We start from the raw sequence: 25,623 nt of genomic DNA, 5'->3' as shown, positions 1-25,623 counted from the left end.
GGCTGGGGTGGGGTGAAGCAACCTCGCGGTGAATTTTTATTGCGAGGCAAGCTCGTGCAACCCCACCCCGACCCTCCCCTGCAAGCAGGGGAGGGCGCAAGCAGGTTAATCCGAGGACAAGGGATTCATGCAACGACGCGATTTTCTTCGATTCGCCGTGCTGACGCCGCTGGCGGCAAGCGTGCCGATGGCCGAAGCTGAGACCAGAGCCAAGCCTTCCGTTGAGCCCTCACCCGACGGCAAACCCCACCGCTTTGAACTCGGCCGCAAGCAATTCCTGCTCGACGGCGCCCCGTTCCAGATCCGCAGCGGCGAGATGCACCCCTCGCGCATCCCGGCCGAATACTGGCAGCACCGCATTCGCATGGCCAAGGCGATGGGCCTCAATACCATCGCGGTCTACCTGATGTGGAACTACTACGAAAGCGAGCCGGGCGTGTTCGATTTCACCACCGAGCGGCGCGATTTCGTGCGCTTCATCAAGATGTGCCAGCAGGATGGCATGTGGGTGTATCTGCGCCCTGGTCCTTACGTTTGCGCGGAGTGGGACCTGGGCGGCCTGCCGCCCTATCTGCTGCGCGACCCTTCCATCCGCGTGCGCAGCAAGGACGATGCGCGCTACATGCAGGCCGTACAACGCTACATGGATGCGGTCGGCCCGAAGATCGCGCCGCTGATGGCGAATCAGGGCGGGCCGATCCTGATGGCGCAGATCGAGAACGAGTACGCCTCGTTCGGACACGATCTGGCCTACCTGCAGCGCCTGAAGACGATGTGGCAGGCGCAGGGCATCGAAGGCCCGTTCTCCATCGCCGATGGCCTCGGCCAGTTGCAGAAGGCAGGCACCTACGTGCCGGGCACGGCATTGGGCTTGGATGGCGACACCGATTTCGCCGCTGCCCAGGCGCTGGCCGGCGAGGCGCCGGTGTGGATGAGCGAAGGCTATCCCGGCTGGCTCACGCATTGGGGCGACCCGGCTTTCCAGCGTGGCACCTACCTGCCGACCTTGCGCAAGCTGATGGATGAAGGCCGCTCTTTCAATCTGTATGTCGTGCATGGCGGCACCAATTTCGGCTTTACCGCGGGCGCCAATGCACGCAACGATTACGCCAATTTCGAGCCGGTGATCACCAGTTACGACTACGGCGCGCCGATCAACGAACGTGGCGAGGTCACACCGGATTACCACGCTTTTCGCATTGCTATTGCGGCGCATCTGAAGCATGCCATCCCGGAACCGCCGCCTCCGCCGCCTATTGCGCATTTCGCCGAGGTGATGGCGCGCCCGTTTGCCTCTCTCTGGGACAACCTTCCCCTGCCGTCGCGGCTGGTGAAGAAGCCCGATCCGAACGAGATCCTGTTTGCGCAGAACCAGGGCATGGTGGTGTACCGCAAGACGTTGCTGAGCGGCGGCATGCTCAACATGGAGGGCTTGCGCGACTACGGCACCGTATTCGCCGATGGCAAGTACCTGGACTACGTGTCGCGGGTCAACAAACCCGGCCTGCACGTGAAGAACTATGTCGATATTCCGCCGCCGGCGAACGGTACGGGCACGACGGTGGATGTCCTGGTGGACAGCTTCGGCCATGTGGGCTACGGCCAGGCGATGTACGACTTCAAAGGCATCGTGGGCGCGGTAACGCTGGACGGCGAGGAACTGCATGGCTGGCAGGCGCACAGCCTGCCGCTGGACGAGGCCTATATTGCGGGCTTGCCGCCGATGGACGCGAATTCACCTTCGCGGTTGCGGCCCGGCCTGTTCTTCAAGGCCGTCGTTACGCTCGATAAAGTGGGCGATTGCTACATCGACATGAGCGAATGGGACAAAGGCTATCTGTGGGTCAATGGCCATCTGCTGGGGCGCTATTGGCGCATCGGGCCGCAACAGCGCCTGTTTTGTCCGGGGCCCTGGCTGTGGCGCGGACGCAATGAACTATTGGTATTCGATATGCACCGGGTGATGCCGACGGCGATCCGGTGCACGGATCGGTTGGCGTAGGCTGGGATGACAATCCCAGCATCGCGCGACTTGCATGCATGGCAATGCTGGGTTTAGCAACCCAGCCTACGATTGTCATCCCAGCCTACGGAAACTGGAGATGCGCGCGCAATCCGGCGAACCGTGCCGGGCCGCGGTCCCGGTTGTAGCCGGGGTTGCGAATGAACTGCAAATCCGGGCTGAGGGTGAGTTGATCGAACACCGCGATGTTGTAGTACACCTCGGCGATCTGCTCCGGACCGTAGCGCAGAGTGCCGTCGCCTAGCAGGAAACCATCGCCCCCTATCTGCAGATACTGCGCATGCACGCGCGAAAGTCCTTCGACGGCGATGCCCACGCCAAGCCGATCGTCGGAACGATGCCAGTGCGCGCCGGATAGCTGGAAGCCGCCGCTCAGCAGACGGTCGACCTCGGTGAAATTGAAAGACTCGGTGTGTCCGTCATTCCAGCCGGCGCGCATGAAAAAGCCGGTGTCGCCGTTGTCCGCCACCGGCAGTTCGCCGTTGATGCCGAAACCAAACTTGTGCCGGCCGCGAGCATCCTCCGCATGCACGTCCGGCGACTGGCCGGTCAGCTGCGCGATCTGGATCGCCTGCTGATAGATCCCGAGGCTGCCTTTGTTGTAGTAGCCAAGGAAGCGCAATGCCCAGCCGTCAGGATGAGGCTGTAACGTCAACTCAAGCTGCTGCCCGCTGGCAACGCCCAGCGATTTCACCAGCGCCTGTCCGTTCGCTTCCGCCGGCATGCGGTAGATACCGTAGCGTAATGCCCAACCCGGCATCATCCAGCCGATCATGACGCCGTCGGTGTAGCCGCGCGTGTCGGCCGCAAAGTCCCAAGCCGTGTTGTTCCATAGCGACCAGTTCATGAACTGCGTACGCGTTGAATTGGCGTAGCGGTTCTTGTCGAAGTCGTCGTTGACAGCCATCAAGCCTATCTTTACTTCGATGTGCCGAATCGCTTGATGGCCGGGCAACTGGTCTTGGCCGCGGACCACCTCGGCGGTTTCATCGCCCAGCGGCAGCACCCAGCGCAGGTAATCGCGCGCCACATACGGCCGCTTGCCCAGGCTGGCCACGCCGGAGCGAATGATGTCGCCATTGGTGAGCCCACCCAGCCCGGTGGCATTGCTCACCCCTTCGCCCTTGAACATCTCCACGTCCCAGTAGTACTCAAGATGCCAGGGCAGGGCGATGCCGAAGTAGGCGCCGAAAGTGTGCGAACGTGCGGTCGAGCCCTCTGCCTTCAGACTGAGCGGCCCGGAGTAGGGCGAATGCACGCGTGACTGGTGCTGGTCGACGAAGGTGTATTGCGCGCCCAGCCATTGGGGGATGAACAGCGGCGCGTCGTCAGCGTGCGCGGCCAGCGGCAAGGCAGCGAGCAGCAGGCAGGACACGATCTTGCGGCGACGAATCAACGTTGCGCTCATGGGTCAATGATAGGTTGAGCCCGCCTCACCGTCATGCCGGCGCAGGCCGGAATGACGGTGAGGTAAAGGCGTAGGTAGATCCGTGAAATAAAAAGGCCGCCTTGCGGCGGCCCTTCATTTACGCGCTGCGCGAAGCCTTTTTGCGGTCGTTCTCCGTCAGATGCTTTTTGCGCAAACGGATTTCCTTCGGCGTGACTTCCACCAGCTCGTCGTCGTCGATGAAGTCCAACGCCTGTTCCAGCGAGAACTTGGTCGCCGGGGTGAGCTGGATCGCATCGTCCTTGCCCGAGGCGCGCATGTTGGTCAGCGGCTTGGGCTTGATCGCATTGACGGTGAGGTCGTTGTCCTTGGCATGGATGCCCACCAGCTGGCCTTCATAAACCGAATCACCTTCCGCCGCGAACAACTTGCCGCGTTCCTGCAGCGGTCCGAGCGAGTAGGCGGGCGTGGTGCCGGCGGCGTTGGCGATCATCACGCCGTTGAGGCGCTTGGCGATCTGGCCTTCTTCCTTCGGACCGTAGTGGTCGAACACGTGGAACAGCAGGCCCGAGCCCTGGGTGAGGGTCTTGAACTGGTTCTGGAAGCCGATCAGGCCGCGCGCAGGAATCATGTATTCCAGGCGCACACGACCCTTGCCGTCCGGTTCCATGTTCTTGAGCTGGCCCTTGCGTACGCCCAGGCGCTCCATCACTGGACCCTGGTGGTTTTCCTCCACGTCGATCACCAGCTGTTCGAACGGCTCCATCTTCTGGCCGTCGATTTCCTTGATGATCACTTCCGGGCGCGACACGGCCAGTTCATAGCCTTCGCGGCGCATGTTCTCGATCAGCACCGACAGGTGCAGTTCGCCGCGACCGGAGACGAGGAACTTGTCGGCGTCCGAACCCTGTTCGACGCGCAGCGCCACGTTGTGCACCTGCTCACGCTCAAGGCGGTCCTTGAGCTGGCGGCTGGTGAGGAACTTGCCGCCGGAGAGATCCTTGTTGCCGGCGAACGGCGAGTTGTTCACCTGGAAGGTCATGCTGATCGTCGGTTCGTCGACGGTCAGCGCCGGCAGCGCTTCAGGGGTATCCAGCGCGCACACCGTATCGGAGATGGTCAGCTCCTGGATGCCGGAGATGGCCACGATGTCGCCCGCTTCGGCCGACTCCTGCTCGATGCGCTCCAGGCCCAGGAAGCCGAGCACCTGCAGGACCTTGCCCTGGCGCTTCTTGCCTTCGCGGTTGATCACCGACACCGGCATGTTCTTCTTCAGCGTACCGCGCTGGATGCGGCCAATGCCGATCACGCCGACGAAGTTGTTGTAGTCGAGCTGGCTGATGCGCATCTGGAACGGACCGGTAGGGTCGACTTCCGGCTTCGGCGCGTGGTCCATGATGGCCTGGTACAGCGGCGTCATGTCGCCTTCGCGTGCTTCCGGGTCGAGGCTGGCGTAACCGTTCAGCGCCGAAGCGTAGACAATGGGGAAGTCCATCTGCTCGGGCGTGGCGCCGAGGCGGTCGAACAGATCCCACACCTGTTCCACCACCCAGTCGGGGCGGGAACCGGGGCGGTCGATCTTGTTGACCACCACGATGGGCTTGAAGCCCATCGCGAACGCCTTCTGCGTAACGAAGCGGGTCTGCGGCATCGGGCCGTCCATCGCGTCGACCAGGATCAGCACGGTATCGACCATCGACAGCACGCGCTCCACCTCGCCGCCGAAGTCGGCGTGGCCTGGGGTGTCGACGATGTTGATGCGGTTTTCGCGCCAGGTGATGGCCGTGTTCTTGGCCAGGATGGTGATGCCGCGTTCTTTTTCCTGATCGTTGCTGTCCATCACGCGCTCGGCCAGCACGGTGCGTTCGGACAGGGTGCCCGACTGCTTCAGCAGCTGGTCGACGAGGGTGGTCTTGCCATGGTCGACGTGGGCGACGATGGCGATATTGCGCAGGTTTTCGATGGACATGAGTGCCGGACTTGGGCGGGCCATGGGGCCGCCGCGATAGGTTGGGTCAGGGTTAACCTGTGGATTATACGGGGTTATGTGACAGGTTGCTTGCCGGGGGCTTTAACCCCGCTTCCCACGCCCTCCGGGCCCCTGTGCATCGAGGCCGGTAGGCCGGGATGGCAATCCCGGCGCCGGAAGCCGTGGTAAGGCTGGGATTGGTACCCCAGCCTACGCCTCTTGGCGGTTCAGGCCTCGGTGTCTTCCTCTTCTTCCTCGTCCTCTTCGTCTTCCTCGAACTGGGCCAGTTCCTCGACGCGCACGAAGTTGGCGGCTTCGTCGGCAAAGGCGATGCGCTTGCCGTCGGCGCACATCGGGCGCACTGCCTGGGTCTTGCTGCCGTTGTCGAGGGTTTCCACCAGGGCGAAACAGACCAGGGCGGCAGCGCTTTCCTCGCCGCTTTCGTCATAGACGGCGACCCAGCCGGTGGCGGGGAGGATCTGCAGGATGTTGGTTGGCTTGGACATGGCGGCTCCGCGGGTTGAAAGGCGCGCAAGCTTGACCGGCGTTCATGACGATCGCAAGCGCGTGGATGGGATACGCCCGATAGGTTGCTGATTCGTCGAGATCGATTTGGTCATTTTGTCAGCACTGCGATGGGGCACTGGCCCGAATTCGGATGGACATGGCGGAGCGCAGCAGGCGTTGGACGCTCCTCTTTGATTTATGCAAAATCCTAAGCTCTTTGCCTTCAGGATGCGTTGTCGATGAGCGACGTGATTGAATCCACACGCTTGTTTCTTCGGCCTTTTTCTTCTACCGATGCGGAATCAGCGTACCGATCCATCACGCCTTCGCTCACTCGTTACATGTCGTGGGAACCACCTGCAAGTCCGCGCGAATTTGCGGACGTCTGGCAGCAATGGATACAGGCGTATGCTGACAAGACCGAATTCGTATTTGCGATTCGAGAGAAGCAGGACCGCGGCTTCCTTGGGCTGGTCGGGCTGCATGGCGCGCAAGAGCCGTCCCCGGAACTCGGGATATGGATACGTGAGGAGCGCCACGGCAACGGATTTGGGCGCGAAGCGGTTGCCAGTGTCTTTGTTTGGGCAAGCGCAAATCTTGGTTGCGCGAATTTCATCTACCCCGTCGCCGAGGATAATCATTCCAGCCGCCGCATCGCTGAGTCACTCGGTGGTGTCATCGTGGATAGGCGGGTAACGCCCAAGTACAACGCTGTTGTATACAGTATTCGGCGCCATACTCGAGCTGGGTGACCCGGCGGACGGGCAAAGCCATCATGTAATAAGCAGGGTTGCTCCGAGGTTATCGCCGTCTGCGCCCACCCCTGCAAGCAGGGGAAGGAGCACATCACGCTGCTTCGGTCATCCCGGATGAATTGGCATCACATCGCTCATGCGCGGTCAGCGTATGATGAAAACAACTCGTTCAAGTGCTGGTTGCGGCGCTTTTATGCGCGGCCTGATGCGGCAAATGCTTTGCGCAGTGCTGGTCTGCCTGGGCAGTCTAGCGGGGTGGCCGGCCATGGCTTACGCACACGCCGGCGAATCCGGCGTCGCCATCCTTGTGTATCACCGCTTTGGCGATACGGTGGCCGATACGATGACCGTGCGCGTAAGCACGTTCGAGGCCCAGCTACGCTTTCTGAAAGAACACGGCTATCACATCGTGCCGCTGCGCGAGGCGGTCGCATGGCTGCGCGATCCCTCCGCCCCATTGCCGCCGCAACCCGTGGTCATCACCGTCGATGATGGCCATCGTTCGGTGTACGAGCGACTGCTGCCGATCGTATTGCGTGAACGCATTCCGGTAACCCTGTTCATCTACCCCTCGGCGATTTCCAACGCTTCGTATGCGCTTACCTGGGATCAATTGCGCAGCCTCAAGCAGACCGGCTTGTTCGATATCCAGTCGCACACTTACTGGCACCCCAACTTCAAAGTCGAACGCAGGCAGCAGGCCCCGGCGGAGTTTCGGCAATTCGTGCACTGGCAGCTGCAGCGTTCGCGCCAGCGCCTGGAGTCTGAAACCGGTGCCCAGGTGGACATGCTGGCCTGGCCGTTCGGCATTCATGACGACGACTTGATGGCGCTCGCTGCCGACGAGGGCTACGTCGCGGCTTTCACGCTGGAAGCACGCAAGGCCGACCGCCATGCGCGGCCCCTGGCGCTGCCACGCTTCCTGATGATGGATGCCTATGGGCCGGCTGCGTTGGCCCACATGCTGGGCGAATCCGCCGCGCAGCCCACCTTCGTGGCAAAGGAGGCTCAATGAACATGACACGCTTGTTGATGCGGCGCACTCTGCTGGCGGCGCTTGCTGTCATGGCGCAACTGATCAGCCAGGCCGTCCTCGCAGTAAGCGGCGTCGTAATCGACCAGGACACGCTCAAACCCATCGCCGGTGCACTCGTCACGACCTCCGCTGGCGTCATCCGTACCGACGATGATGGGCGTTTCGACATTGCGCAAGCAGTGACCGGCATCGCTGTGCGTGCACCGGGCTATCTGCGTGCCGAGGTAAAGCTGTCCGGCGACGATCCAGTAACCTTGGCCTTGACGCCGTTTCGGCCCAAGGCGGTTTATCTATCGGTGTACGGCATCCATAGCGAAAGCTTGCGCAACGAGGCCGTCGACCTGGCGCAACACACCGCGATCAATGCCTTGGTGATCGATGTGAAAGGCGACCGGGGCATCACGCCTTATCGCAGCCAGGCGCGTGATGCGATCGGCGCAACCGCCAGGCTGAGCCAGCGGCTGCCGCCGATAGCGGACTTTCCGGCCCTGCTCGCGAGTCTGCACGCCATGCACCTGTATCTGATCGCACGTATCGTGGTGTTCAAGGACGACCCGCTTGCCGAAGCGCATCCGGAATGGAGTGTGCGCGATGCCCAAGGCAAGCCGTGGCGCGATCGTGAGGGCTTGCAGTGGATGGATCCGTTCTCGCACAAGGTTTGGGATCACAATCTGGATATCGCCGAGGAAGCGGCTCGCATGGGCTTTGACGAGATCCAGTTCGATTATGTGCGTTTTCCTGATCGGCGCGGTCTGCGCTTTGCATCACCGAACAACCAGGCCAACCGCACCGCGGCGATCGTCGCCTTTCTGCAGGCCGCCCGCGGCCGGCTTGCACCCTACAACGTCTTCGTCGCAGCCGACATTTTTGGCTACGTCTGCTGGAATCAGAACGATACGGGGATCGGTCAGGAGATCGAAACGCTCGGTGCCCCGCTCGACTATATTTCGCCGATGCTCTATCCATCCGGGTTCACGTGGGGAGTGCCCGGCTTGAGCGATCCGGTCACGGCGCCCGGTCAAATCGTCGGCCGCACGCTGACCCAGGCCTTACTGCGAACCCGGCTGCCGGGAGTACGCTTTCGTCCCTGGCTGCAGGCGTTTCGCGACTACGCGTTCGACCATCGCAACTTCGACGCGGCGGCGATCCAGGCGCAAACGCATGCCGCCGACACCAACGGTACCGATGGGTGGATGCTATGGAATCCGCACAACCTGTACACCGCCGGCGATCTACCCAGCCATTGATCGGCCGAGGGCTGCGCTGGATCGCTCTGTTGGGGCTCATCGCTGCGGCGCAGCTGGCGCAAGCCGTCGATCTGGACGCCGCCGCGCAACAGCAGCTTGAACTGATCGTCAACGGACAGATCGCGGCCGGACGCATTCCGGGCGCCGTCATTCTGATGGGAGATGCCAAGCACGTCTTTTACCGCCAGGCGTTCGGCCAACGTGCCATGCAGCCGCAGCCGCAGGCGATGACGCTGGACACCGAGTTCGATCTTGCCTCCCTGACCAAGGTGATTGCGACGAACACTGCGATCATGCAACTGGTCGAGGCCGGGCACATCGACCCGGATGCACCTGTCGCACGCTATTGGCCGGCCTTCGCCACGAATGGCAAGCAGTCGGTCAGGGTGCGTCAACTGCTTGCGCATACTTCGGGGCTGCGGCCCGATTTGCCGGCGCTTCCGCATGAACGGGGGCGTGCAGCGGTGTTGCACGCGATCGCCATGGAGCCGCTGCGCGGCGCACCGGGCGAGCGGGTGGTTTACAGCGACCTCAATTTCATTGTGCTCGGCGAACTGGTTCAGCGCATCACCCACCGCTCGCTGGACGCCTATTGCCGCACCCACATCTTTGCGCCGCTCGGCATGCGCGACACGACCTTCCTGCCCGATACGGAGCTGGCATTGCGTAGCGCCCCCACCACCGCGGACCCCGCCGGCATGCGTCGCGGACGGGTGCACGATCCCACCGCAAGCTGGATGGGTGGCGTATCCGGCAACGCAGGCCTCTTCTCCACTGCCGACGATCTGGCCCGCTACGCGCAGATGCTGATCAACAACGGACGAGCAGGTGGAAAACGCATTCTGCAAGCATCAACGATCACCGCGATGGCGAGCGCGGCATCTCCGCTTGCGACTCCGCCTTGGCGCGGCCTGGGCTGGGACCTGGCTGCACCTTTGGTGGCCAACCATGACCGCCTCCCGCCGGTCGGCATGATCGACCATACCGGCTACACCGGCACCGGCCTGTGGATCGATCTGGTGACGCGGCAGTTCGTGGTCATCCTCACCAACCGCGTGCACCCGAACGACACCGGCGACGCACGGCCGCTGCGTGAGCAGGTGCTTGCCCTGCTCGCAAGCCGCATGGGCTTGATGACCGCCGCCGAAGCTGCGCACCTGCCGTCTTGGATGCTGCCGGCGATCCAGGCAGCCGCACGCTTGCCGATCTCGGCAGGCCCCGTGCGGACCGGCCTCGATGTACTCGAAGCGCAGCAGTTTGCGCCTCTAGCCGGCATGCGTGTTGGGCTGGTCACGAATCGCAGCGGCTTCGATGCGCAAGGCAAGCGGACGGTCGATGTTCTCGCGCACGCGCCAGAGGTCAGGCTTGCGGCGCTGTTCTCCCCCGAGCACGGACTGAACACCGACGTCGACGCCCCTCTCGGTGATACGGTCGATGTCGCAACAGGCCTCACTGTGCACAGCTTGTACGGCGCCAATCAGCATTTTCCCGCCGGCTCGTTGAACGGGCTGGATGCGCTGGTTTTCGATATCCAGGATGCCGGTGTCCGCTTCTTCACCTATGAGACCACGCTCGGCTACGCACTCGAGGCCGCCGCCGCGCAGCATATTCCGCTGTTCGTGCTGGATCGGCCGGATCCGCTCGGTGCGGATCGGCCGGGCGGTCCCGTGCTGGATAGCGGCCATCCATCCTTCACTGGCTATTTTCCCTTGCCGCTGCAGCCAGGCATGACGGTTGCTGAGCTGGCGGATCTGCTCAACCGGGAGCGGCACATCGGCGCGGACCTGCGCGTGATTGCGATGCAAGGCTATCAACGCTCCATGCGCTATACGGACACCGGACTGGGCTGGGTACCGCTCTCGCCCAATTTGCGCACGCCGGCCCAGCTCGACCTGTATCCGGATGTCGCCTTGCTCGAAGGGGCCAATTTAAGCGTGGGGCGTGGCACGCCGCATCCGTTCGAATGGATCGGCGCGCCATGGGTCGATGCGACGAAACTCGCCGGCGCACTGAATGCGCTGAAGCTCGGGGTGCATTTTGAGCCTGTCGATTTCGTCCCTACCGAATCCACCTGGCGTGGCCGGCTTTGCCACGGCGTAAGCATCAAGCCCGATGCTGTACCGGCCAACCGTCCCGTCGCGCGCTTGGGGTTGGCGTTGCTGTCGACGTTGCACGCGCTTTATCCGGACACTTTCCAGCTCAGCGCAACCCGTGATTCGCTCGGTTCCGCGGCGCTGTGGCAGGCCATCCAGAAGGGCGTGACGCTCGACTCGCTTGAGGCGATTGATTCCGGGCAGAACGCTGGTTTTACTGCGCTACGCGGGCGATATTTGCGTTACTAAACCGTCTTCCTTGCTTAATTCGTGCCAAGACGAGTCAGTCCCATTCGGCGGCTTTTTGGCTGCTCCTAAGTGCGCTTTTTCTTCACGTGCGCCTGGTTTGCGGTAGTGCTAACGTGGATGCCGAGAGCGCTTGCTTGCGGCCTTTTTCTTAAGCTCAAGCGAGCCTGTCGGATGACTAGCATGGATCGCCCGGGTTGCGTCTGCTTTGACCAGTACGAGGGGGCCGGCATGGGACACGACAAATCACGTTCGAGCGTTTCCGTCGGAACGGTGGACTGGAGCGATCCGCGGTTGAATGATCTGCTGCACAAGGTCGACAGCTGGAACATCGAGCAGCGCAGCCAGGTGTCAGGACAGGACGTCGAGGTTCGACTCACCGGAGGGTGGAATGCCAGCCCCGTCAGCAAGCCGGCGGTGCTGATGTCCGAACTGGATGAAACCTTGGTGCTGACCACCCGATTCCCTCTTCCGCACGGCGAGGAAGTGCAGGTGACCAAGCAGACGGGTGTGCGCTGGGGCGTGGTGGTCCAGGAACGTGAAGGCCATCGCGCGGGCGATCGCGAGCAGGGGGTGTTCGTCAACTGGTTGCGCGTCCGTTCCCGATGATCCGTGAGCCCGGCAGGGCTATAAGCTTGGGTATGAAGCCCGCCGCGCCGTGATCGAGCACGCGCCGTGCTACCGCAGGTTCGTCATGCGCAAATACCGACAGCAACGGATGTAGTACTTTCGTACGATGGTCGGGCCGCGCCGGCTTGCAAGGGTGAGCGGATGACGACTCGAACCTCTTTGGCAGGCATCGCTGCGGCGATCCTTTTTGCCTGTTCGGCGCAGGTGTTTGCAACGGAGCCCTCGATGCAAGGAATCGATTTCGTGCCCGGGGAAGTGAGCGTCACCACGCATCGCGAGCACGACGACCTGCTCAGCGCGGGCCTGGGACTTGAAGGCCTCAAGGGGACGCTTGCACCGTTCGCCAATCCGACGCAACCCACCGTGCAGGAATTGCGCCGGCGCGCGATCCAGACGAGTTGGAAGGGCATCGCCGACCTTGGCCCGCTGGGTGGCTATGGCAGCGTCTATGGGGCGGTACCCCAGGTGCCGGGGCGCGAATACCAGGCCTTCGCGAAAATTCCCGGGGCGCATCAGCCGCACCGCGTGCTGGTGCAGGTACCTGATCACTTCGACCAGGCGCATCGCTGCCTGGTGGTCACGGCATCGTCCGGTTCGCGCGGCATTTATGGCGCGATTGCGCTGGCCGGCACATGGGGTTTGCCGCGCGGTTGCGCGGTGGCCTATACCGACAAGGGCACCGGTTCGGGTTATTTCGACTATGCCGACGACAGCGGCGTTGCCTTGAATGGCGAGCGTGCAAAGCGCGGCACGGCGACGCTGGAATTCGAGCCGGCCGCGGCGAAGGGGGAGGGCATCGCCTTCAAGCACGCGCACTCTGGCGACCATCCGGAGGCCGATTGGGGCAGCCACGTCTTGCAGGCGGCACGGTTTGGCCTGGCGATGCTGGATCGTGCGTTTCCGGAGCAGGCGCCATTTACGCCTGAGAACACCAGAATCATTGCAACCGGCCTTTCCAACGGCGGCGGTGCAGTGCTGCAGGCGGCCGGGCAGGATGAGCGGCATCTGCTGGCCGGCGTGGTGGCGCTTGAGCCGAACGTGCATACCCCGGACCATGGGCGAGCGTTGTACGACTACTCCACTGAAGCGGCGATGTGGCTGCCGTGCGCCTTGATGGATGCGCGCTTTGCTTCCACTCCCTTTGCACGTGACGCACATGGTGCGCCTCACCCCGTTTGGGTGGCGCGTTGCGCAAGCCTGCACGCACAAGGTCTTTTGCAGGCTTCCGCGCTCCAACAGCAGGCTGCCGAAGCCTATGAGCATTTGCGCAGCGGTGGCTGGAGCGATCAGGCGATGACTACGGCGGCCTCGTCGACAGCGCTGGATTTGTGGCGCGCTATCAGCGCGGCGTACGCATCGGCCTATTTGCGCCGTGCCAACAACAACATGCCGTGCGGCTATCACTATGCAGGCCTCGTCAACGGCAAGCCCGGCGTGGCTGACGAGGCCACACGCGCGAGCTGGTGGGCGGATGCGGCGGGCATTCCACCCGGAAACGGCATTGGTTTGTTCGGCGGGACGGATGAAAGCGCAGATCCGCAGTTGCCGGGTATCAACTGCCTGCGCAGACTGTGGACGGGTAACGATGCGGATGCGCAAAGCTTGCACGCATCGGTGCAGGCGCTCGCAGTGAAGCTGCCGCGCAAGGATCTGCCAATGTGGGTGCTGCACGGCGCCGACGACGGCTTGCTGCCCACAGCATTCACTTCCGAGCCTTACGTGGCATGGCTGCGTGCCGAAGGCAGGCAGCCGCTGTACTGGAAGCTGCCGCATGCGCAGCACTTCGATGCTTTCCTGGCCCTGCCGGGCTTCGGTGACCGGCACCTGCCCTTGCTGCCTTATGGGTATGCGGCGCTGGATCGGCTGTGGGCGCATCTGTTTCAGGGGCAGCCCTGGCCTGCTGAACTGCCGACACCGGCGGGCACGGCGCGCGGTGCCGGTCCACTGCAAGCGGGCATGCTGGGTATGTAGGCTGGGATGCCAATCCCAGCATCTGGAAGCTGCCTAAGAGCTGGGATTGGCATCCCAGCCTACGTTTGAGGCCAGTCTGGGGGTATTCTTGCGGGCTCGGCGTCCTGCTCTTCAGGACGCATGTCCGTTCCATACCATAAGGATTCCCCATGGCCATCAACATCACGATCACCACTAACCGCGGCCCGATCCACCTGCGCCTGCACGACGACAAGACGCCGGTAACGGTGGCGAGCTTTGTCAATCTGGCGCGTCGCGGCTACTACGATGGCCTGTCGTTCCATCGCGTGATCGCCGATTTCATGATCCAGGGCGGCTGCCCGGAAGGCAGCGGCCGCGGCGGCCCCGGCTATCGCTTCGAGGACGAATTCCATGCTTCGTTGCGGCATGACAAGCCGGGCGTGCTCTCCATGGCCAATGCCGGCCCGCGCACCAACGGCAGCCAGTTCTTCATCACCCATGGCGCCACGCCCTGGCTGGACGGCAAGCACAGCGTGTTCGGCGAAGTGGTCAGCGCCGAAGACCAGAAGGTGGTGGACGCCATCACGCAGGGCGACAAGATCGAGAAGGTCATCGTGGAGGGCGACGTGGATGCGTTGCTGGCCGCGCAGGCCGACCGCGTAAAGGAGTGGAACACGGTGCTCGATCAGCGCGGCTGAGCCGGGCGTTGATATCAACTGCTGGCTGGCCTCCTCCCTCTCGCATGGGGGAGGGGGCAAGCTGCCGGCTTCACACCGCTGTTACCACGGTGTAGCCGACCGCAACATAGAATCCCCAGGCTTTGGATTCTTTCTCAACGGAGGGCAGCCATGTCGTTACTCGACAGCTTGGGTAGTTTGTTAGGTGGCAATCAGAGCGAAGGGGCCGGCTCGCTGGTTTCGGTCGCGGGACAGTTGATCCAGCAGGCCGGGGGCGTACAGGGCTTGGTCGACAAGCTGCAACACCATGGTCTGGGCGATGCGGTGCAGTCCTGGATCGGTACGGGGGCGAACCAGGCCATCTCCGGAGACGAACTCAGCCAGGTGCTGCAGAAGACCGGCCTGGACACGGTAGTCAATAACGCGGCCGGCAAACTTGGCGTGGACCCCGGCCAGTTGATCGGCCAGCTGGCGCAGGTGTTGCCGCATGCAGTCGACCATGCCACGCCAGACGGCGAAGTGCCTGCGGGCGGTGCCGGCGGTTTTGACCTCTCGCTGCTGGGAGGCTTGGCCGAGAAGCTGCTCGCGGCCAAGACGGGCTGAGTTTCACGTACGGGCAAGCAAACACGGCGGGGTTACCCGCCGTGTTTTTTTATGCGCGCAGGGAAAGCCGGCCTTAGGGAAACTCTGAATAAGTTCAGAGTTTTCGCGCCATCCCTAGATTTGGATGTAGCGCAGCAGGTACACCAGGATGACCGCGCCTAGGATCGACATTAGAAAGCCTGCGGTGTGGAATTTCTGGCCCGGTTCGGGCTTCTTGAACAGCGTGCCGATGAAACCGCCGACGACCGAGCCCACGACGCCCACGGCGGTGGTCATGATGAACCCCATGTGCTCGGCGCCCGGCACGATCCAGCGTGCGATAAGGCCAACGACGAAACCGACGATGATGGACCAGATGATATGGAACATGGACATCCCCTTGAGTCGTGGTCGATCGAGTGATACCCCTCCGCCCGGTCTTGCGGCGGCCCCGCGCCATCATGCCAGCGGATCATCCCGGAGCAATAGGAATTTTCCGGGCCGGCCACGCGCCTCTCCGGATGACGCACCGCCACATGCTAAAATCCGATGGTTTGCTGCCCCGCCCCCCCAAGAGGAAAGCCATGCCCCAGCTCGCCCAGCGCGTCGGCCGCGCCAAACCCAGCGCGATCATGGTCATCGCCGAGACGGCCAAGCAATTGAAGGCTGCCGGCCGCGACATCATCAGTTTTTCCATCGGTGTGCCGAACTTCCTGCCTGGCGATCACGTGTATGCCGCGGCGCGCGAAGCGCTATCGCATGACAGTGGCCAGTACGGCAGCAACCGCGGTTCGGATGCGTTGCTGGACGCCTTCCTCAAGCACATCGAGGCGCTGGGCTTCCGCGGCTACGGGCGCTTGAACCTGTCGGTCGGGATCGGCGCCAAGCAGGTGCTGTACAACCTGGCCGAAACGCTGCTCAACGAAGGCGATGAGATCTGCTTCCCCGCGCCGTATTGGACCACCTATCACGACATCGCCGACATCGTGGGTGCGAAGACCAACGTGCTGCATTGCGGCCCCGAGCAGAACTACAAGCTCACGCCGCAGCAATTGGAAACCGCCCTGGCGCGCAAGCCGAAGGTGTTCCTGTTCAACAATCCGTCCAACCCCACCGGCATGGTCTACACGCGTGAGGAAATCGCCGCGTTGGCCGACGTGCTGGTGCAGTATCCGGAAACCTGGATCATCACCGACGACATCTACAACTCGATGGTGTTCGATGGTATCGGTTACCACAACTTCGTGATTGCGCGGCCTGAGCTGCGCGATCGGCTGATCTTCGTCGATTCGGTTTCCAAGACGTACGGCATGCCGGGCTGGCGCGTAGGGCTGATTGCCGGGCCGGAGCAGGTGGCCAAAGCGGTCACCACGCTCAATTCCAACCACATCACCAGCGTGCCGGAAGTGATCACCGCCGCGGCGGTGGCTGCCTTCAGCGGCCCGCAGGATGTGCCGCAGGCCAAGTGCAAGGAATTTGCCGCCAAGCGCGATGTGGTGCTGGCGGCGCTGGCGAAGATTCCGGGTGTGGTGTGTCCGCGTCCACAGGGTGCGTTCTATGCATTCCCGGATATCTCGGTGGCGTTCGGCAAGAGCCACAACGGCACGCGTATCGAAACCGACGTCGATTTCTGCGCCGCCCTGCTGGGCGCCAAGGGCGTGGCGTGCGTTCCGGGCTCGGCGTTCGGCGAGCCACGCGCGATGCGCATTTCCTATACCTGTCCCACGGCGCAGCTTGAGCCGGGTCTGGCGCGCATTGCCGAGTTCTTCGCCGAGCTGACTTGATCTCTCAACGGCCCGCATTGTTTGGATGCGGGCTAATGTCGTTTTATGCACCTGAAGGAGTTGCCACGATGAAAGCCCCCGTTCGTGTTGCCGTGACCGGCGCCGCCGGCCAGATCGGTTATGCCCTGTTGTTCCGTATCGCCGCCGGCGACATGCTCGGTCCGGATCAGCCGGTGATCCTGCATCTGCTCGAAATCACGCCTGCGCTGCCCGCGCTGCAGGGCGTGGTGATGGAACTCAACGATTGCGCGTTCCCGCTGCTGGCCGGCGTTGTCGCCACTGATGACGTGAACGTCGCCTTCAAGGACGTGGACTACGCTTTGCTGGTCGGCGCGCGTCCGCGCGGCCCGGGCATGGAGCGCAAGGATCTGCTGGAAGCCAACGGCGCCATCTTTGCGCCGCAGGGCAAGGCGCTGAACGACCACGCCAAGCGCGACGTGCGGGTGCTGGTGGTGGGCAACCCGGCCAACACCAATGCGCTGATCGCGCAGCAGAATGCGCCGAGCCTGGATCCGAAGTGCTTCACCGCGATGGTGCGCCTGGATCACAACCGCGCGCTGTCGCAGCTGGCCGAAAAAACCGGCAAGCACACCACCGACGTCAAGAAGGTCACCATCTGGGGCAACCACAGCTCCACCCAGTATCCGGATCTGCACCATGCCACCGTGGGCGGAAAAGCGGCGCTGAGCCTGGTCGACCAGGCATGGTACGAGAAAGAGTTCATTCCCACCGTGCAGCAGCGCGGCGCGGCGATCATCAAGGCGCGCGGTGCTTCCTCGGCCGCTTCGGCGGCTTCCGCCGCGATCGACCACATGCGCACCTGGGCACTGGGCACCGCAGAAGGCGACTGGGTGTCGATGGGCATCCCGTCCGATGGCTCCTATGGCATTCAGCCGGGCGTGATCTACGGCTACCCGGTGACGGTGAAGAACGGCAAGTACGAGATCGTGCAGGGCCTGGAAATCAATGACTTCTCGCGTGCGCGCATGGATGCCACCGAGAAGGAGCTGCGTGAAGAACGCGCGGGCGTTGAGCATCTGTTTGCGAAGAAGTAAGTCGCGTTCTTCCGTTTGAAAGCAAACGGCCATCCACTTTGGATGGCCGTTTTCGTTTGAGCGGTGGGTAGGCTGGGATGGCAATCCCAGCTTTCCATGCGGCTTCCTGATGCTGGGATTAGCATCCCAGCCTACAAGACGTTGCGTTAAACGGCGCGCAGCTCGCGGCCTTCCGGCGTCACCCGTAACACCGATCCCTGCTCGTACCAGTCGCCCAGCACGACGCGTTCGGCCGGCTGCCCATCCAATTCAAAGCGATGAATGGCGGGGCGGTGCGTATGCCCGTGAATCAAATGCGTCACGGCTGCTTCGCGCATGGTCTGCGCCACGCTGTCGGCGTTGACGTCCATGATGGCTTCCTGGGTGGTGCTGGTATGGGCGCGGCTTTCCGCGCGCGCTTTGGCGGCAAGGGCGCGGCGCGCATCCAGCGGCATGGCCAGTACCTGCGCCTTCCATGCAGGTGTCCGCACCTGGCGGCGGAATGCCTGGTAGGCCAGGTCGTCGGTGCACAACACGTCACCGTGCATCAGCAGGGTGGGAGTGCCATACAGATCGTGCACGGCACCGTCTTCCAGCAGGGTGAGCCCAGCGCGTGCGGCGAACGCTTCGCCGACCAGGAAATCGCGGTTGCCGCGAATGAAATACACGGGAACGCCGGCGTTGTGTACCGCATTGGTGGCGCTGGCGATGCGTTGTGGCAGCTCTGCATCGTCGTCGTCGCCCACCCATGCCTCGACCAGGTCGCCGAGGATATACAGCGCGTCGGCACGCCGGACTTCGTCGCTGGCGAGGTAGCGTTCGAACAGCGTGGTGATGTGCGGGCGGCTGTCGTCCAGGTGCAGGTCGGAAATGAACAGCGTGCTCATTTCGACTTGCGCGGCGGGGTGGCGGGTTTCTCCATGGATGCGGGCGCGGCGGGCGTTGCTTCGCCGATCACCGCCACGCTTTCGATCGCCACCAATGGGGTAGGCACGTCGGCGGCGAATGGCCCCTGCGCGTGGGTGGGCAGGGCGGCGATCTTGTCCACCACCTCCATGCCCTTGGTCACTTTGCCGAACACCGTATAGCCCCAGGTGAGGCCGCTTTGGTTGCCGACGTAGTCGAGGCGGCGGTCATCCACCAGGTTGACGAAGAACTGAGCGGTGCCCGAGTTTGGATCGGCGCCGCGTGCAACCGCGACGGTGCCGCGCAGGTTGGACAGGCCGTTGTCCGCTTCACTGGGCACCGGCGAATGGGTGCGGCGTGGCTGCAGCTCGGCGGTGTAGAGGCCGCCTTGAACGAGATAGCCGGGAATCGCGCGATGGAACACGGTGCCGGCATAAAAACCTTCATGCACGTAGCGCAGGAAGTTCGCTACGCTTTTGGGCGATTTGTCCGTATACAGCTCCAGCGTAATGTCGCCTGCCGAGGTGTGTACGATCACTTGCGGATTGGCGACTGCCGGTGCTGGCACAGCTGGCGTGGCGGCCGGTTTGGATGTCTGCGCCCCGGCAAGTGGAGCGGCAAGCAGGAAGAGGGCGGTCAGCAGGTACTTGGACATGATAGGGGGCGGTACGGCTGAGACATCCGTGCATGATACGCGGGCTTAGGCAATCGCGGGGCAGGTTGGGGCACAAACCTCTATCGGCTCACTCCGTCCCGATCGACAGCACCAGCGCAAGCTCCGCCATCGGCGTGACTTCCTGCTCCAGATCCGCCTGCGACAGCGGATGCTGCTCCAGCCAAGCCGCAGGCAGCCGCAGTCCCAGGCGCTGGGCGGTGGCCGCAAGGCGCAACGGAGGCAAAGACTCAGGGCGGCGCGCGCGACGGAACAGCACCGCCAGGCGCAGCAGGGCAGTGATGTATTTGGCGAGCTGGCGATAGCGCTGCGGAAGCGTGGAGAAGGCGGTCTTGTCCGGCTTGCGCCGATGCGCCTGCACTATGGTGGCGAGCAGGTGTTGCTCCTGCTTGGAGAAGCCGGCCAGGTCAGCGTTGCGCAGGATGTAGGCGCCGTGCTGGTGGTGCTGGCTGTGCGCAATGGCCAGGCCGATCTCATGCACACGTGCAGCCCACGAAAGCCACTCGCGCGCTTCGCCATCCAGCTTCCAGCTGTTGGCAACCTGGTCGAACAGCATCAGTGCGGTGGATTCTACGCGGCGTGCCTGCGCGCGATCCACGCCATAGCGGTTGGCCAGCGCATCGATGCTGGACGTGCGCGGGTCGGTGCCGCCGGCGCGGCCGAGCAGGTCCCACAGTAGGCCTTCGCGCATCGAGCTCTCGCACACTTGCAGGCGTTCGATGCCAAGCGCGGCGAACGCCGCCTCGAAGATCACCACGGCGCCGGCGAACACCGGAGCACGGTCTTCCGAAAGACCTGGTAGCTTCAGCGTACTGATCTGCCCCTGTTCTAGCAGAGCATCGCGCAGCATGGCCAGCGACGAAGGGGTGACGCCATGATCGGAAAGCTTCATGGCCTGCACCGCGGCACCGATCGCCTTGGCGCTGCCGGATGAGCCGAAGGCATCGGTCCAGCCGGCTTCCAGGTACTCTTCGGAGAATTGCTGCAGCAGTACGCCGATTTCGCCACGGGCCCGCTGCCAGCGCTTGCGGGTGAGCTTGCCGCCGGGGAAGAAGCGCTGCGTGCTGGCGATGCAGCCCACCTGCACGCTTTCGGTGTGCAGGGGGGCGAGGCCGCGGCCGATGATGAATTCGGTGCTGCCGCCGCCGATGTCGATCACCAGGCGGGGCTCACGCGAGGTGGGCAGGTCATGCGCCACGCCCAGGAAGATCAGGCGACCCTCCTCGCGGCCGGATACGACTTCCACTGGATGCCCGAGTCCGGCTTCCGCCGCGGTGAGGAACGCCTGGGGCGAAGCGAGACGGCGCACGGTGTTGGTCGCCACCGCGCGCACACGGGCGGTGGGAATGCCGGCGATGCGCTGGCCGAAGCGGGCCAAGCAATTGAGCGCGCGCGCGCGATGCTCGGCGTCCAGCGTGCCGTCGGCACGCAAGCCGGCCGCCATGCGCACGGTTTCACGCAGGCGGTCGATCACCCGCGGCTCGCCATGCTCCATGCGCGCTACCACCATGTGGAAACTGTTTGAGCCGATGTCGACGGCGGCCATCAGTTCGCCGTCCTTGATCTGCATCTGGTCACCGAGGCTCACGCGGGACTCCTGTTCGAACTGCCGGGGATTCTCGCATGTATCGGCCTGGCATCAACCGGTAGGCTGGGATGGCAATCGCAGCTTTCCACGCGGCAATCCAGGTGCTGGGATTGTCATCCCTAGCCCTCTTCGCGCAGTGTAGTGGGCAGTTGCGGGCGAGCGGCTGCTGTTGCGCCCGCGCTGCACAGCTTGGCGAGCAAGGTCTCCTGCGCCGAATACGGCTGGTCCTCGCCCGGCGAGGCGCGCGTATATTGCCCATGGCGATCCAGCAGCCAGGCCTGCGTGTTGTCGGCGAGGTAGTTGGCCAGCGTTTCCTCGTACACACGCGTGGCCAGCTGCGGATCAAGAATGGGGAACGCCACTTCGATGCGGCGCATCAGGTTGCGCTCCATCCAGTCCGCGCTGGCGCAATAGATTTCCGGCTGGCCGTCATTGGCGAACCAGTACACGCGGCTGTGTTCGAGGAAGCGGCCCACGATCGAGCGTACGCGGATGCGTTCGGAAATACCGGGTAAACCCGGACGCAGCGTACACGCACCGCGTACGATCAGGTCGATCTCCACGCCAGAGCGCGCCGCGGCGTAGAGTGCCTCGATCACGTGAGATTCGTTCAGGGCGTTGAGCTTGGCGACGATCCTCGCCGGCTTGCCGTTGCGCGCATGGGTGGCTTCGCGCTCGATCTTCTCCACCACGCTCTTGTACAGCGTGAAGGGTGAATGCAGCAGGCGCTTCAAGTTGATGACCGGGCCTAATCCGGACAATTGCTGAAAGATCTTGTGCAGGTCTTCGGAGAATTCCGGATTGGCCGTCATCAGGCCAATGTCGGTGTACAGGCGGCTGTTGGTCTGGTGATAGTTGCCGGTGGACAGATGCACGTAGCGGCGCAGGTGACCGTTCTCGCGCCGCACGATCAGCATCATCTTGGCGTGCGTCTTGAAGCCCACTACGCCATACACCACCTGCACGCCGGCTTCCTGCAGGCGCGTGGCGAACCGGATGTTGGCTTCCTCGTCGAAGCGCGCACGCAATTCGATCACCACGGTGACATCCTTGCCGTTGCGGGCCGCTTCCACCAGCAGATCCACCAGCGGCGTGTCTTTGCCGGCGCGGTACAGCGTTTGCTTGATCGCCAGTACGTCCGGATCCTGCACGGCTTCGCGCAGCAGATCGACCACGGCATTGAACGATTCGTACGGGTGATGCAGCAGGATGTCGCGTTGGCCGAGCACGTCGAAGATCTTGCGCCCGTTGCCCAGGGCGGCGGGCAGGGCGGAGCTGAAGCGCGGGAACTTCAGCGCAGGACGGTCGAGCTCCTCGTAGACCATGCCGGCACGGATGATGTTGACCGGGCCGTTGCAGCGATAGACGTCGGTTTCTTCCAGCTCGAAGTTGCCGATCAGCATCGCCACGATCGACGGCGGGCAATCGGCGCCGATCTCCAGCCGCACCGGCCGGGCATAGCCGCGGCCATGCAGTTCTTCCGCCAGCGCGCGCGCCAGGTTGTCGACTTCTTCCTCTTCGACGATCAATTCGCTGTTGCGGGTGACGCGGAACTGGTACGAGCCGGCGACCTTGAAGCCGGGGAACATCGTGTCGACGAAGGCCTGCAGCAATTCGGCGAGGAACACGAAGTGATCGCCGGGGCCGCACACCTCGTTGGGAATTCGGATGATCCGGGGCAGCGAACGCGGCGCGCGCACCAGCGCCAGGTGGCCTTCGTGGCCGAATGCGTCGCGGCCTTGCAGCACTACCGCGATGTTCAAGGTCTTGTTGAGGATGCGCGGGAACGGATGCGCAGGGTCCAGCCCCAGCGGCGACAACACTGGCAGCACTTCGTTTTCGAAGTAGCCGTGCAGCCAGCGCCGCTGGCGCGGCGTCCACTGCTTGCGCGTGAGGAAGTGGATATCCTCGGCGGCGAGCGCAGGGCCCAGTTCGTCCTGCCAGGTGGTGTATTGCGCGCTGACCAGCTCAAGCACGCGCTCGCGGATGCTGGCCAGCAGTTCACCGGAAGGAATGCCGTCAGGGCCGGGCGCTGCCGAGCCGAACTGGTGGTGGTGCTTGAGCATCGCTACGCGCACCTCGAAGAATTCGTCGAGGTTGTTGGCGACGATGCTGAGATAGCGCAGGCGTTCCAGCAGCGGGATACGAGTGTCGCGCGCTTGCGCCAGGACCCGGAAATTGAACTCGAGGGTGGCCAGCTCGCGGCTCAGGAACAGCTCGGGCTGGGGCGTTTCGGTAACGGCGGGTTGGATGGCTTGGCGGCGCGGCATCCGCACATTCTTACTCATGAGCTACCGCAGCGCCTATGCGTTTGTAAGAAGTCGTTCAACGTTTTGTAATACGACGCAGCCGCCTGATGCCGGGATTGGCATCCCAGCCTATGCGCTAGCCGAGGTTGCTGTCCGAGGACCGGGACTCGTGCGTCTCCGGCGCCATCAAGCGCTCGCGCCCGAAGCAGCAGGTGAAGGTGGAGCCCTGGCCGGGCGTGCTGCGGATATCCAGGCGCGCCTGGTGCAGGCCGAGCACGTGCTTGACGATCGACAGCCCCAAGCCGGTACCGCCGCTATCGCGCGAACGGCTGGAGGAGACGCGGTAGAAGCGCTCGGTAAGGCGGGACAGGTGATCGGCGGGGATGCCGTAACCGGTGTCGGTGACCGAATAGTTCGCGCCTTCGGCGCTGCGTTCCCAGCGAATGGTGATGCGTCCGCCGGTGGGCGTGTAACGCACCGCGTTGCTGACCAGGTTGGACAGTGCGCTGTGCAGATCCTTCGGCGAGCCGAGCAGATCGATATTCGCCACGTTTTCCACGCTGATGCTGTGCCGGCCCTGGCTCAGCGCCTCCGCTTCCTTGCGCAGCGTGGCCAGCAGCGGCGCCATCTGCACGCGCTCTTCGCTCACGTGATCCTGCGTTTCCAGCCGCGACAGGGTGAGCAGATCTTCCACGATCTGGCCCATGCGCTTGGATTGTGCGCGCATTTCGTTGAGCACCGGTGCCAGGTGCGGCACGTCTTCCGGATCGAGCAGTTCGAGGTAGCCGTGGATCACGGTCAGCGGGGTGCGCAATTCATGCGAGACGTTGGCGACGAAATCACGGCGGATCTGCTCCAGCCGCGACATGTGGCTGATGTCGCGCGCCAGCAACAGGCGTTGACGCGCGCCGAACGGCAGCAGGGTCACGTTGATGTGGCGGCTGGGCGCGCCCGGTGCGCTAACGTCGTTGAGCGGCTCGGGCGAGGGTTCTTCCAGCCAGCCGGCGAGTTCGGAATTGTGCAGGCGTTCCTTCAGCACCACGCCGCGATCTTGCGGGCGGCGCAGGCCGAGCAGGCTTTCCGCAGCATGGTTGAACCAGCGCACGTGCTGCTCCTGGTCGAGCAGCACGATGGCGTCCGGCAGGCTGCCTGCGGCGCGGCGTAGATCATGCAGGTTGGCGGCTAGGCGTCGGGAGCGCATCATGAATCGGTCATGCCGGGGATCGGAGGTACCATCGGGGGACGTGGACGGTAAGCTCATGATGGGCTTAACAATGTGACGCAAATGCGTCAGTAACAAGACAATCTCTGCTACGGCCACTAGCGCCACAGCGATCGCCACATGTCCTCCGGCCAGCCAGCCGCCGAGGGCGCCCACAAGCAGTCCCCCGGCCAGCGCGAGGGGGAGTTTCCAGGCGCCTACGACCGGGTTTTTCATACGGAAGGTTGCCTCAAGGGCTCGCCGAGAAGCGATAACCCGCCCCTCTGACCGTCTGCACCATGTCTTCGAGCTTCCATGGCTCGAGCGTTTTGCGCAGGCGACGGATATGTACGTCCACGGTGCGCTCTTCCACGTACACGCTGCCGCCCCACACGTGGTCGAGCAGCTGGGCGCGCGAGTAGACGCGTTCCGGATGGGTCATGAAGAAGTACAGCAGGCGGTATTCGGTGGGGCCGATCGGCACCGGTTCGTCGCCCGCGAACACGCGGTGCGCCGGGCCATCGATGCGCAGGCGGCCCAGCTCGACCATGCCCGAACCGTCATCGCCCTGGCTACGGCGCAGCACGGCCTTGATACGGGCGATCAGCTCACGGGTGGAGAAGGGCTTTACGACGTAGTCGTCCACGCCCGCCTCCAGCCCGTTCACGCGGTCCATTTCCTCGCCGCGCGCGGTCAGCATGATGATCGGAATCTCGCGGCTGAGCTCTTCCTTGCGCAGGCGGCGGGCCAGGTCCAGGCCGCTGGTGCCCGGGAGCATCCAGTCGAGCAGGATCAGGTCCGGTACCTGTTCAGCTATGGACATCTGCGCCGTGCGTGCATCGGCGGCCTGGGAGGTATCCATCCCGGCCTTGCGCAGGGCGAAGGCGACCATGTCGCGGATGGAGGCTTCGTCTTCAACAATCAGGATGCGTTTGTGCACGCTAAGGTCCGAATGGGGTGGCCTGTGACGCAAATATTGCAACGGCGAAATGTTACGCGCCAATGACAGCGCGTGAAAACAGTACCTTGCGAAGCGGAAAGGGTGTGCAGGTCGGGGTGCAAACCCCGACATTGCCATGTATGCCCATCGTGATGTCGGGGTTT

At 63.5% G+C, this 25,623-nt stretch carries 21 protein-coding genes; 11 read left to right on the top strand and 10 right to left on the bottom strand.

The window, feature by feature from the left end; translation table 11 throughout:
* Positions 1-127: 127 nt before the first annotated feature.
* Positions 128-2,002, top strand: coding sequence for a beta-galactosidase (locus tag EKH80_RS01520; RefSeq protein WP_126682950.1), 1,875 nt, complete (start codon positions 128-130; stop codon positions 2,000-2,002).
* An 85-nt stretch (positions 2,003-2,087) separates the two neighbouring features.
* Here EKH80_RS01520 and EKH80_RS01515 read toward each other — a convergent pair whose 3' ends face one another.
* The 3 genes from EKH80_RS01515 to EKH80_RS01505 form a co-directional block, all read right to left on the bottom strand.
* A complete protein-coding gene (locus tag EKH80_RS01515) occupies positions 2,088-3,431 on the bottom strand; it encodes a carbohydrate porin (RefSeq protein ID WP_126682949.1) in 1,344 nt (447 codons plus the stop codon).
* 118 nt (positions 3,432-3,549) lie between these two features.
* A complete protein-coding gene (typA, locus tag EKH80_RS01510) occupies positions 3,550-5,379 on the bottom strand; it encodes a translational GTPase TypA (protein WP_126683199.1) in 1,830 nt (609 codons plus the stop codon).
* A 227-nt stretch (positions 5,380-5,606) separates the two neighbouring features.
* Positions 5,607-5,885 carry a hypothetical protein gene (locus EKH80_RS01505; protein ID WP_126682948.1) on the bottom strand — a complete coding sequence of 93 codons (279 nt, stop codon included), beginning with the start codon at positions 5,883-5,885 and terminating at the stop codon, positions 5,607-5,609.
* 240 nt (positions 5,886-6,125) lie between these two features.
* Here EKH80_RS01505 and EKH80_RS01500 point away from each other — a divergent pair, with 240 nt between their 5' ends.
* The 8 genes from EKH80_RS01500 to EKH80_RS01460 all read left to right on the top strand — a co-directional run bounded on the left by EKH80_RS01500 (position 6,126) and on the right by EKH80_RS01460 (position 15,105).
* Positions 6,126-6,638 (top strand): GNAT family N-acetyltransferase, encoded by a 513-nt coding sequence (locus EKH80_RS01500; protein ID WP_126682947.1) that lies wholly within the window; start codon positions 6,126-6,128, stop codon positions 6,636-6,638.
* Positions 6,639-6,906: 268 nt separating this feature from the next.
* On the top strand, positions 6,907-7,656 hold the full coding sequence (locus EKH80_RS01495; protein WP_230473353.1) for a polysaccharide deacetylase family protein: 750 nt from the start codon (positions 6,907-6,909) through the stop codon (positions 7,654-7,656).
* Positions 7,653-8,924 carry a putative glycoside hydrolase gene (locus EKH80_RS01490; RefSeq protein ID WP_230473352.1) on the top strand — a complete coding sequence of 424 codons (1,272 nt, stop codon included), beginning with the start codon at positions 7,653-7,655 and terminating at the stop codon, positions 8,922-8,924. Before EKH80_RS01495 ends, EKH80_RS01490 begins: the two co-directional genes overlap by 4 nt.
* A gap of 29 nt (positions 8,925-8,953) precedes the next feature.
* Positions 8,954-11,266 carry an exo-beta-N-acetylmuramidase NamZ domain-containing protein gene (locus EKH80_RS01485; protein WP_230473351.1) on the top strand — a complete coding sequence of 771 codons (2,313 nt, stop codon included), beginning with the start codon at positions 8,954-8,956 and terminating at the stop codon, positions 11,264-11,266.
* A 180-nt stretch (positions 11,267-11,446) separates the two neighbouring features.
* Positions 11,447-11,872, top strand: a complete 426-nt coding sequence (locus EKH80_RS01480) for a hypothetical protein (RefSeq protein ID WP_230473350.1) — start codon at positions 11,447-11,449, stop codon at positions 11,870-11,872.
* A 246-nt stretch (positions 11,873-12,118) separates the two neighbouring features.
* Positions 12,119-13,864, top strand: a complete 1,746-nt coding sequence (locus tag EKH80_RS01470; protein WP_126682944.1) for a 3-hydroxybutyrate oligomer hydrolase family protein — start codon at positions 12,119-12,121, stop codon at positions 13,862-13,864.
* Positions 13,865-14,013: 149 nt separating this feature from the next.
* A complete protein-coding gene (locus EKH80_RS01465; RefSeq protein WP_126682943.1) occupies positions 14,014-14,523 on the top strand; it encodes a peptidylprolyl isomerase in 510 nt (169 codons plus the stop codon).
* 150 nt (positions 14,524-14,673) lie between these two features.
* Positions 14,674-15,105: a YidB family protein gene (locus EKH80_RS01460; RefSeq protein ID WP_126682942.1), complete on the top strand. Its 432-nt coding sequence runs from the start codon at positions 14,674-14,676 to the stop codon at positions 15,103-15,105.
* A gap of 114 nt (positions 15,106-15,219) precedes the next feature.
* Here the strand turns inward: EKH80_RS01460 and EKH80_RS01455 are convergent, their stop codons facing one another.
* The gene (locus tag EKH80_RS01455) at positions 15,220-15,474 is read right to left on the bottom strand and encodes a GlsB/YeaQ/YmgE family stress response membrane protein (protein ID WP_126682941.1); all 255 of its coding nucleotides are present in this window, start codon (positions 15,472-15,474) and stop codon (positions 15,220-15,222) included.
* 194 nt (positions 15,475-15,668) lie between these two features.
* Here EKH80_RS01455 and EKH80_RS01450 point away from each other — a divergent pair, with 194 nt between their 5' ends.
* Positions 15,669-16,868: a pyridoxal phosphate-dependent aminotransferase gene (locus EKH80_RS01450; protein ID WP_126682940.1), complete on the top strand. Its 1,200-nt coding sequence runs from the start codon at positions 15,669-15,671 to the stop codon at positions 16,866-16,868.
* A gap of 68 nt (positions 16,869-16,936) precedes the next feature.
* Complete coding sequence (locus EKH80_RS01445; protein ID WP_126682939.1) at positions 16,937-17,923, top strand: malate dehydrogenase; 987 nt, start codon at positions 16,937-16,939, stop codon at positions 17,921-17,923.
* A 146-nt stretch (positions 17,924-18,069) separates the two neighbouring features.
* Here the strand turns inward: EKH80_RS01445 and lpxH are convergent, their stop codons facing one another.
* The 6 genes from lpxH to phoB all read right to left on the bottom strand — a co-directional run bounded on the left by lpxH (position 18,070) and on the right by phoB (position 25,459).
* Positions 18,070-18,789: a UDP-2,3-diacylglucosamine diphosphatase gene (gene lpxH, locus EKH80_RS01440; RefSeq protein WP_126682938.1), complete on the bottom strand. Its 720-nt coding sequence runs from the start codon at positions 18,787-18,789 to the stop codon at positions 18,070-18,072.
* Entirely contained in the window at positions 18,786-19,463 is a 678-nt protein-coding gene (locus tag EKH80_RS01435; protein ID WP_126682937.1) for a peptidylprolyl isomerase, read from the bottom strand. The genes lpxH and EKH80_RS01435 overlap by 4 nt, the downstream gene beginning before the upstream one ends.
* A gap of 88 nt (positions 19,464-19,551) precedes the next feature.
* A complete protein-coding gene (locus EKH80_RS01430) occupies positions 19,552-21,051 on the bottom strand; it encodes a Ppx/GppA phosphatase family protein (protein ID WP_425481129.1) in 1,500 nt (499 codons plus the stop codon).
* Between the two features lie 137 nt (positions 21,052-21,188).
* Entirely contained in the window at positions 21,189-23,339 is a 2,151-nt protein-coding gene (gene ppk1 / locus EKH80_RS01425; protein WP_126683196.1) for a polyphosphate kinase 1, read from the bottom strand.
* A gap of 115 nt (positions 23,340-23,454) precedes the next feature.
* A complete protein-coding gene (gene phoR, locus EKH80_RS01420; protein WP_126682935.1) occupies positions 23,455-24,756 on the bottom strand; it encodes a phosphate regulon sensor histidine kinase PhoR in 1,302 nt (433 codons plus the stop codon).
* Positions 24,757-24,769: 13 nt separating this feature from the next.
* Complete coding sequence (phoB, locus tag EKH80_RS01415) at positions 24,770-25,459, bottom strand: phosphate regulon transcriptional regulator PhoB (protein WP_126682934.1); 690 nt, start codon at positions 25,457-25,459, stop codon at positions 24,770-24,772.
* Positions 25,460-25,623 lie beyond the last annotated feature (164 nt).

The sequence above is a fragment of the Dyella choica genome (assembly GCF_003977665.1).
GTDB classification, from domain to species: Bacteria; Pseudomonadota; Gammaproteobacteria; order Xanthomonadales; family Rhodanobacteraceae; genus Dyella_B; species Dyella_B choica.
Note: the sequence above shows the minus strand (reverse complement) of the source record. Positions and strands in the feature narration are given on the sequence as shown.